The 9,650-nt window shown below is 60.8% G+C and carries 8 protein-coding genes and 1 tRNA gene; 4 read left to right on the top strand and 5 right to left on the bottom strand.

The window, feature by feature from the left end:
* Positions 1–18: 18 nt before the first annotated feature.
* Positions 19–95, top strand: a tRNA-Met gene (locus ASD52_RS09565).
* A gap of 397 nt (positions 96–492) precedes the next feature.
* A complete protein-coding gene (locus ASD52_RS09560; protein WP_025428209.1) occupies positions 493–1,227 on the top strand; it encodes a response regulator transcription factor in 735 nt (244 codons plus the stop codon).
* A 9-nt stretch (positions 1,228–1,236) separates the two neighbouring features.
* Here the strand turns inward: ASD52_RS09560 and ASD52_RS09555 are convergent, their stop codons facing one another.
* The 5 genes from ASD52_RS09555 to ASD52_RS09535 all read right to left on the bottom strand — a co-directional run bounded on the left by ASD52_RS09555 (position 1,237) and on the right by ASD52_RS09535 (position 6,877).
* Complete coding sequence (locus ASD52_RS09555) at positions 1,237–1,614, bottom strand: transposase (RefSeq protein ID WP_128090485.1); 378 nt, start codon at positions 1,612–1,614, stop codon at positions 1,237–1,239.
* Positions 1,615–1,621: 7 nt separating this feature from the next.
* On the bottom strand, positions 1,622–3,064 hold the full coding sequence (locus ASD52_RS09550) for an HlyD family type I secretion periplasmic adaptor subunit (RefSeq protein ID WP_025428207.1): 1,443 nt from the start codon (positions 3,062–3,064) through the stop codon (positions 1,622–1,624).
* Positions 3,065–3,079: 15 nt separating this feature from the next.
* Complete coding sequence (locus tag ASD52_RS09545; RefSeq protein WP_025428206.1) at positions 3,080–4,795, bottom strand: type I secretion system permease/ATPase; 1,716 nt, start codon at positions 4,793–4,795, stop codon at positions 3,080–3,082.
* A 101-nt stretch (positions 4,796–4,896) separates the two neighbouring features.
* Complete coding sequence (locus ASD52_RS09540) at positions 4,897–5,514, bottom strand: hypothetical protein (protein WP_025428205.1); 618 nt, start codon at positions 5,512–5,514, stop codon at positions 4,897–4,899.
* Between the two features lie 280 nt (positions 5,515–5,794).
* Positions 5,795–6,877, bottom strand: coding sequence for a hypothetical protein (locus ASD52_RS09535; protein ID WP_025428204.1), 1,083 nt, complete (start codon positions 6,875–6,877; stop codon positions 5,795–5,797).
* A 378-nt stretch (positions 6,878–7,255) separates the two neighbouring features.
* Between ASD52_RS09535 and ASD52_RS09530 the strand changes: the two genes are divergently transcribed.
* Together ASD52_RS09530 and ASD52_RS09525 are read left to right on the top strand one after the other, a co-directional pair.
* Positions 7,256–8,665 (top strand): DUF3300 domain-containing protein, encoded by a 1,410-nt coding sequence (locus ASD52_RS09530; protein WP_025428203.1) that lies wholly within the window; start codon positions 7,256–7,258, stop codon positions 8,663–8,665.
* Positions 8,666–8,714: 49 nt separating this feature from the next.
* Entirely contained in the window at positions 8,715–9,647 is a 933-nt protein-coding gene (locus ASD52_RS09525; protein ID WP_225906282.1) for a DUF2950 domain-containing protein, read from the top strand.
* The last annotated feature ends 3 nt before the right edge of the window (positions 9,648–9,650 follow it).

Raw genomic sequence — 9,650 nt, 5'->3', positions numbered from 1 at the left:
AGCGGTTTACCGAGATGGCGCGGGGTGGAGCAGCCCGGTAGCTCGTCAGGCTCATAACCTGAAGGCCGCAGGTTCAAATCCTGCCCCCGCAACCAAATCAAAAAAAAAGCCCGCCAGGTAAATCCGGCGGGCTTTTTGGCGTTCTGGGACCAACTCCAAAGCGATGATCAGGCGGAAGGTATCGCCGGAACGGCAACCGGTTCAGCGTCCATTTTGACAAAACGAGAGCGGTATCTCGCCGAACTCGGTTGCAAAATTGTGACCGCTGCGATGATAGGCTTTCGATCATCGTCGCAACGAACTGGGTGTATTTTACTACTCAAGATATGTTACAGCGCCCAACGCCAGTGAGTGCGCTTAAAAAAACCGTATGTTGTCAACGGTTTGCCGGGACTGGTCCGATCGGATTAATCCCCATTTTCTCATGACATGATGCATGTTCGGGCATAGTATGCTGACCTTAGAGGTTGCAAACATCCTGGGGGTCGGCTCGTGTCCATCAGTTCAGGAACGCTGCGCCGCAAAGGGCGCAATGCACCCACCGGTATCGTCGTCGAACCGCATACTCTCGCCCGCACTGCCATTGTCACGCTGCTGGAGCGCGAACTGGCGGGGTGGACCTTCATCGACATGATCTCGACCGCGAGCCTGGACAGGGCACTCGGTATGGACATCCGTCTGATTACGCTGGATCTGGCGGGGAGGGACGTCGGAAGCAGCAGTCTGCGTTCCGATCTTGCGGCCATCTCCGAGCGTTTCTCCGATGCGCCGATCGCCTTGCTGTCGGACACGGACGATATCTCGATGGCAACGCAGGCGCTGCAGATGGGCATCCGCGGCTTCTTCACAACGTCGCTGCCAATCGAAATCGCTCTTGCGGGCCTCAGGTTGGTGCTGGCGGGCGGTGTGTTCTGTCCGCATCCGCTGGGGACCTTTGGCGATGGGACAGCGCTGCATTTGAGGCCTGAAGAGGCTGACCCCGCCAGGCGGCCGCGCCGCGACGATCTCCTTCATGCCGACTTCACGCCGCGGGAAACCGATGTTCTGGCTGAGTTGCAATGCGGCTCGTCCAACAAGGTTATCGCCGGCAAGCTGAACCTCTCGGGGCATACCGTGAAGATGCACCTCCAGCACATCATGCGGAAGCTGCAGGTTCAGAACCGCACGGAGGTCGTTGCCCGACTGGGCGGCAGGGCATCGCCGCGCAACGGATTGGCGATACCATAGTCGCTATCGTTATTTCGAGGCTTTCGCTAGCATCTCGCTCAGTGTCGCGGCCGTCAACATGGCTTCGGCCAGCAGTTTTTTCAGCTTCTGGTTTTCCAGCTCCAGCGCGCGTATGCGCCCAACGTCGAAGCCGACGGTTCGAAGCTGTGAGGATTGCCAGCGGTAGAAGGTCGGCTCGCTGATGCCATGGCGGTGGCAAACTTCCGCTACCGTCGCGCCGGTCCGATGTTCCCTCAGAATACCCATGATTTCGTCGTCGTCGAATTTTCGTTTGCCCATTATCGTATCCTTCGGCCGGATCAGGGGTGCCCGCGAGCCAAGAGTGGGGTGCGTCGGCAACAACGGAGCCGCACCTTCATTTGCACCGTGCACGGAGCCACCGGCCAAGGCTGTGTCAGTCCTCACGAAATGCTCTGTTGAAACTGTCAAGCAGTGGTCTCAATGCATAGAGCGCCACGCTGTTCGTACCCGTTTCGATCAGCGTTTGGGCCGGCATGCCCGCGACCAACTCGACCTCGCTCATCGTGGCCAATCGTTCATCAACGACATGGATCGTCGCGGCGTAGTAGGATTGGCCGGTCTGCTTGTCGACCAGACGGTCCGCCGAGACATATTCGACCTGACCTTTCAGCAGCGGGACCCGACGCTGGTTGTAGGGGAGCAGATGCACCTGCGCCGTGAGGCCGGGATGCACGAGATTGATGTCCTCTGGCCGGACGCGGGCGGTGACGATCAGGCGGCCTTTGCGTGGAACGAGATCGACAAGCGGTTCACCGGCGCCGATAACGCCGCCGGTTGTATGGACCCGCAAGTCCATGATCACGCCGTCCTCAGGCGCCCTGATCGCAGTTCGCGCAAGCTGGTCGTCGATCGCACGCAGCCTTTCGCTCAGTTGCAGGATCTGCGTTTCCGTTTCGCGCATGGTTTGCGCCACCTCGTTCAGGCGATCGCTTCGAAGCTTGACGAGATAGGCCTGGGCTTCGCTGATCACTTGATAGGCACGGGAGATCTGGGCGGCGCTTTCGCCGACCCGCCCGCTGATATCGGCCTTTTCCCGTTGCAGATTGAGGACACGGCTCTTCTTTTCCAGCCCCTTCTTGGTCAACGTCGTGACGCTCTCCAACTCCTGTCTGGAGATTTCGACACGTTCGCTCAGAGCCGCCTTCTGTGCGGTGAGACCGGCGACCTCCTGCTGCACCTGTTTCATCTTTTCTTCAGTGATCGCAATTTCGGCGCGCATGACCTGGCGGCGGGTTTCGAAAATCCGCTGCTGACCGGTGACGATCGCGTTGATCGCGGGATTGTCGACCATGGCGGCCAGCATTTCGGGCGGGTAGGTTATGCTGTCGGCATCGTCCTGCTCGGCAAGCAAACGCGCATGCCTTGCCTCCGCATCCCAGAGCTGCCCCTTCAGGCTGTCCCGCTCCGAGCGGAATTTGGTGTCGTCCAGGTCGATCAGGATCTGGCCGGAGGTAACGGTATCTCCGTTCTTGATGCGGATCTGCCTGATGATGCCGCCTTCGAGATGTTGGATGGTTTTGCGGCTGGATTCCGGTTCGACGACCCCCGAGGCGACTGCCGCGCTGGTAAGCGGTGCCAATGCCGACCAGGTGCCGAGGCCGACGACGAAAAAGCCGATGAGCAGATTGCCGGTCCTGGCGACGGAGCGAAGCCGCGACATCGGCGAGGCGGCGGCGAGTTCGATCGGCACGAGGCCGTCGGTCGGCGCATAGGTAAGCAATTTGCCGATTTGACCTTGCGCCTTTGCCAGATGATTGGCCGCGCTGCTTGCAACAGCGGATCGTGATGGAGGCCGGTCGATCTGTGCGGGGAGCATTGTGCGATCCCCCTCCTATGTTCCGGTCCGCGCCGGCGGTTGAAGATGAGTCTCAAAAATCTGTTCGCTGTCGCCGAAGGCGTCGACCGTGCCGTTGCGCAGGATGGCGATCTTGTTGGTGACAGGCAGAATTCCCATGCGATGGGTGATGACGACGACGATCATGCCGCGCGACCTCATCCGCGATATGGCGGTGAACAGCTTGCGCTCGCCGTCGTAGTCGAGGCTCGAATTGGGATCATCGAGCACCACCAGCGACGGATTGCCGTAGGCGGCGCGTGCCAAACCAAGCTGCTGGCGCTGCGCCCGCAGGAGCAGGCCGCCGCCTTCGCCGATATCGGTGTCGTAGCCCTTGGGCAGTCGCATGATCGTTTCATGCAAGCCGACGAGCTTGGCCGCCTCGATCGCCTTGCCGGGGTTGGATCCGTCCAGCCGGCCAATGACATCCTTGACGGCGCCGCCGAAGAGCTCGATGTCCTGCGGCAGGTAACCGACATGGCGTGTGCCCGCGCAAAGCCGCAGGGCGGAGATATCGACGCCGCCGAGAAGTGCACATCCGCTCGTGGCCGGCTCGACGCCTGCCATGATCCGGCCGAGCGTCGACTTTCCCGATCCCGATGGTCCGATCAGGGCGACGCAGTCGCCCGGCGCCAGGCGCAGGGTTACGCCCCGCAATATCTGGCGATCGGCATAGGGCAGGGTGTAGCCGACACTGTCGAGGATAAGGCCGCTCGGTTCCGGCACGGGAACCATGCGCGCGTCGCTGTCAGCGGCGACCGCAATCAGCATCTGATTGAGCCGTTCGAAGGCGCTGCGGGCAAAAGCAAAGGAGCGCCAGGCACCGATCGCCCCTTCGACCGGGGCAAGGCCGCGGCCGAGCAGCAGGCTGGCAACGAAGATGATGCCCGGACTGCTGTTTTCCTCGAGCACCAGCCAGGTGGCAGCACCCATCATCAGGATCTGCGTGAGCGTACGCACGGATTTTGACAGGCCAAGAATGATCTCGGTGCGCTGCATCGCGGCATCCTGTGCCTTCCTGGCCGCTTCGGCGTCGCGGTAGACGATCTGCGCGGCGCCGTCCTGCATGCCCATCGCACGGATAACCTGGATGTATTTGAGCGCGGTCGCAAAGCGCACGTAGCTGCGCGCAAGGGCGCGGTTGGCGTGGGTGAGCGGACGTCGGGTCGCCAGTTCGGTGAGGACGGCCAGGAGCAGCAGCGAGACGGCGCTCAGCACGCCGATCACGCCGAGCAGCGGATGGACGAGAAACAGCAGCAGCAGGAACACGGGCGCCCAGGGAACGTCGAAGAGCAGCGAACTTGCCGGCGAATCCAGAAACTGCCTGAGCGTCGACAGGTCCTTGTAGCAATCGGTCGCAACTGCGGTGCTGGTACGGGCGCCATATTCGAAGGAGGCCGTGAGAACCACCGGGCGCAACCGGTGATCAAGCCAACTGCCGATGCGCGACAGGGCGGCGCGGCGAACGATATCCAGGAGCGATCCGACCACCACGGCGACCGCAACGATCAGCGTCAGCATCACCAGCGTATCGGCGCTGCGGCTCGACAGCACGCGATCGTAGATCTGCAGCAGATAGATGGAGGGGGTGAGCAGAAAGAGATTGTAGCCGCAGCTATAGAGGAAGACCAGGCCAAAGGCGCTGGCGCAGGCCCTGAGGGCCATGACCAGATGCGTTGGTTCGCGCGGCGTGGGTGTCGAATTGGCTGTCATTATCAGATCTCGGTGCAATCGATTCTGACAAGGCAAGGGCTTGGCAAGACGCATGCAAGGATGAGGATCGTCGGCCGAAACCGGCGATCCTCATGAAAAATTCACGAACCGATGTCGTTGAGGTCGATCGATCCGAATGCGTTGATGAAATGGTCGAGCGCGTTCGAGACCGATGTGGTTTCGGTCGTGGTGTCTATGTCCGTTGACGTGTTGGTTTCCGTGAACGGATTGGTGTGAACCAAGGCCGAGGAGATATCGCCGCCCTGTGCAAGGTTGCCATTGCCGCCATTGCCGCCGACGCCGGCGAGAATGGTTGCATGCTGGTCGGCCAGGAACTGGGTGTTCTGCGTTGCCGTTGTGTCTGCAGCAACCGCTGCAACATTGCCACCGCTGGTGTTGCCTTGATCGCCATTGGAATAGGCGTCGCCGCCGGCGCCGCCCGAGCCGTTGTTGGTCAGCACGGCCAACAGGCCGTCCCGTGCCTGGGCAAGTCCACCGTCGCCGCCGTCACCGGTTCCCCATCCGGCGTCCTGCCAGACATGATCGCCGTTGTAGAGCTTGGTGTAGGCACCTTCTACCGTTTGTGAATTGGCGACATAGGCGACCGGATTGTAGTGAATATCACCATAGTTGAAGCCGTCGCCGCCGTTGCCGGCGCTTGCATCGCCAGCATTGGAGTCGGTGAGGTTGATCGTGTCAGATGCTTGCGGAATAGGCATAGCGTTGCTCCTCTAAGTATCGTGACCCCCGTGTTCTCTTAAGCGGTTCGGTGCCAGCGATACCGTTTGGCAGACGGGGTAACCGCGATTGAATGGTGAGCGCTATCGAGCGTGCGAACTAGCTGGATATTCGGTGACGTCCCTTTGGGCGGGGTATGGGGCGCTGGCTTGCCATGCGGGAGTGCGTGGTATCGGCGACAGACAAACGCACCCGACTGCGGGTGCGTTTTGACATTCGTGCCGGGTCAGGTTCGAAACGGACTGTGCGAGCTGTCCGACTTCAGATTCCATCGACAAGGCTGAGGATATCGTCCACGAGCGCCGAATGGGCATCCGACAGATTGCCCTCACCGCCAAGACCACCGACGCCAGCCATCTGTAGCGCGTGCTGGTCGAAGAGCACGTGATCAAGCTGCTGGGCATCGGCCGTGCCACCGGCCGGTACCGCAATGTTGATCGGGTGGAAATAACCAATGCTGACATCGACCATGCTGCCGTTCGAGTAACCGGACCCACCACCGCCAGCCATCTGGTCGCCGGTGAAGATCGTGTCGGACGACAGGTTGAAGCCACCGCCGGCACCGCCGATACCGGCGATCTGCACGCCGCCCTGATCGAAGATGGCGTTGTTGGTCTGGTGAGCCGAGGCGGCTCCGCCGGCCGCACCGATGGCGATGTTGATCGGCGAAAACACCGCCACGTTCACATCGATCATGCTGCCGATGAAGGTGCCGTCACCGCCGTGTCCGGCGAAGTTGTCGCCGGTGAAGGTGATGGATGTCCCATGGTTGGCGGATGTGCCGCCGCCGGCAATGTTGTGGTCGCCGCCCGATCCGCCGATGCCGCCGATCTGGGTGGCGCCTTGCAGCATTGCCGCGTTGTTGGCCTGATTGGCCGTCGCCGTCGATCCCGGCCCTGCCGCAACGGCGGTATTCACCGGGGCAAATACCCCCACATCCGTGCTGACCAGGCTGCCGATGAAGGTGCCGTGGCCACCGCCGCCGGCATTGCCGCCGCCGCTGCCCGCAAGATTGCCGCTGCCGCCGTCGCCTCCCATGCCGGCCATTTCGGTGGCGTGCTGGTTGATCAGGGCGTCATTGCCCTGCTGCGCATCCGCGGCCGAATGCGGGCCGGTGATAGCAGCGTTGGAGGGCATGAAAACGGCGAGCGTATTGCTGTCGAGGGTACCGATGCTGGTTCCATTACCCCCGGCACCGGCCGAATTGTGGTCCGGATCCGGAACGAGATCGAGGGGAAGCCAGGTGGGGACCAACGCGAGATGCCCGCCGGCAGCGGTCGCGACCGTGTTCTGATTGGTGTTCGCATTCGGCGCCGCTTCCGACAAGGGACGATTTTCCGTCATTGCCGTTTCTCCAATCCACGGTTCAGCCCAGGCCCTGCGATATCGCGCAGGACATGGGTCCGCATTAAACCGCTATTCTGAAGCCAGATGCTGGAAAAGAAGAGCCTGCAATTCGTCTACATCCAATTGGGCAGGACCCGGCCGTTTGGGCGTAGGGCGGCAGGCTCGTTGCGCCAACTTGGCACAACCTATGGTGTGTACCGTCGTGTGGTCATCATTTGTGCATTGAAAAAGAGAGAGCGTATGCAATAGTGTCAACCAACACTTGCGGCGGCCGATGCGCTGCCAACATATGAGACCAGCAGACAGGCAGATAGAAACCCACGCACCAGCAGGCAAGACAGGTGACGCAACAGTGCGTCCGAACGGGGAGGGGAAATGGCAGTGAAGAGTGTCATCCGTTTGCATCGATCGATCTGCTTCCTGGCGACTGCGTGTTTGTTGATACCGGAGCCCTACACTTACAACTTTAGCGCCTTTGCGCAGGAGCAGGCGGCCACCGATCCTTCGGCTGCCCAGCAGGCCGACGCGGACACGCCGGAGCCGCTCAGCGAAGAAGAGCTCGAAATCCTTGTCGCCCGCATCGCGCTTTATCCAGACGAACTGGTCGCGCTCATCGCGTCGGCTTCGCTCTTTCCGCTGCAGATCGTCGAAGCTGAGCGTTATCTTGATAACCTCAAGAAGAACAAGGACCTGAAGCCCAAGGACACGTGGGATGGCAGCGTCATTTCACTTCTGAACTATCCCGATATCGTCAAGATGATGAGCGAGGATATCGATTGGACGCAGTCCCTTTCCGATGCAATGGCCTACCAGCAAAAGGATGTGCTGATCGCCATTCAGCAGCTGCGCGACAAGGCGGTCGCTTCAGGCGTGCTCAAGACCGACGACAAGATGAAGGTCGTTCAGGAGAACGACAACGTCATCATTCAGGCGGCCAATCCGGAAAAGATCTATGTGCCGCAATACGAGCCGGAGATGCTCTACGCGCCAAACTATGCGCCCCAACCGTTGTCCTACTATCCCGAGCCCTATCCGAACTACTACTATCCAACGGCGACGTTCTTTGCCGGTGTGGTCACCGGCGCGGTGTTCGGTGCGATGGTCGATTGGGACGACTGGGGTGTTTGGGGTGGGCGCTACAATGGCGACATCGACGTCGACTGCAACAAGTGCTTCAACAACGTCGATATCAACGGCAAGGTCAAGTTCAACGACATCGACTGGAAGAATGTCGACCGCAGCAAGATCAATATCGACAAGGACCAGTTCGCCAAGTTCGACCGTTCGAACATGAAGAACAGCATCGAAGCCAACGGCAATAACAACATCCGCGACAAGGCCAAGATCACCAGAAGCGATGCGAGTGCCAACCTGCGCCAGAAGGTAGACACGGGCTCCTTCAAGGATCTGAAGGATGTTCGCAGCAACAAGATCGATGGTGCGAAGAACCGGCCGGCTAATGCAAGGCCGAACGCTGGATCCGCGGCGGCGCAGCGGCCCGGGAACATCTCGAAACCCGGCGGCGGTTCCGGCGGCAAGGCCAACCGACCGGCGAGCAAGCCGCGTCCGGCAGGAAAAGCCGACAATCGTCCGCGCAAGCCATCAGGTCTGGGCGAAGTGCGGCCGGGCAAGGTGACGCAAGTGCAATCGCGGCGCGGCGGCCAGGCGATGGGTGGCGGCGCCCGCAGTGGGGGCGTGCCGCATCGGTCCGTTGGACACGGCGGCGGCGGTGGGGCTCGCCATGGTGGTGGCGGTGGACGCGGTGGTGGCGGACGTCGTGGTTGAGCGCGAGAAACGGGAGGGTATGGTCATGACCAGGTATCATCGTCAGAGCATGATTTTCCGTTCGGGTGTCGGGCTGCTGCTGCTCGGCCTGTCGGGCTACGCCGGAGCGACGTTGGCGGCAGAGAGCCAGCCGGCCGAACTTGCAGACTATATCTCGCAGACCGATCCTCCCACCTTCGACGATTCGGACAAGGCGGCTTCAGCCTTCAAGGATGCAATGAGTTCGAGCGATTTCGGCAAACTTGCCGCGCTGCTGGGCCTTGATGCCGAAAAGCTGAAAACAGGCGAAGGTGTGATGAACACCTACGAACAGATCAAGGCAGGTGCCGCCAAAAAGGTGATCCTGACCGACGCGGGCGAAAACAAGATTGTCGAGATCGGCGATCAGCTCTGGCCCTTGCCCTTCCCGATCGTCAAGGGGGAAGACGGCAAGTGGGCGTTCGACACCTATGCCGGGATCGAAGAGATCATCAATCGCCGCGTTGGTGAGAATGAGCTTGAGGCGATCAACACGGCGCGAGCCTATGTGGACGCGCAGGAAGAATACACTCAAGAAGATCACGACGGCGATGGCGTGTTCGAATATGCCCAGAAGCTGATTTCGAGCGAAGGCAAGACCGATGGCCTCTACTGGCCGGCAGAGCAGGGGGATGGTGACAGCCCTGCAGGCGATCTTTCGCAGGCTCAATTGGACAAGGCCAAGGCCGACGAAGGCTATTATGGCTACCGCTTCAAGATCCTGACGCGGCAGGGCGGAAACATCGCCGGCGGCTCCTACGATTATGTCATCAACGGCAACATGATCGCAGGGTTTGGGCTGGTGGCCTGGCCGGTGAAATACGGTGAGACCGGCGTTCATACCTTTGTCGTCAACCGGAACGGCATCGTCTATCAGGCGGATCTCGGCGCGGACACCGCTGCGATGGCGCGCGATATCAAGCAGTTCAATCCCAACGACAACTGGACCATCACCGAGGATTGAGCG

This window comes from Ensifer sp. Root142, assembly GCF_001426785.1.
Lineage (GTDB): Bacteria > Pseudomonadota > Alphaproteobacteria > Rhizobiales > Rhizobiaceae > Ensifer > Ensifer canadensis.
The sequence above is the reverse complement of the archived record's forward strand: the minus strand, read 5'-3'. Positions and strand labels throughout refer to the sequence as shown.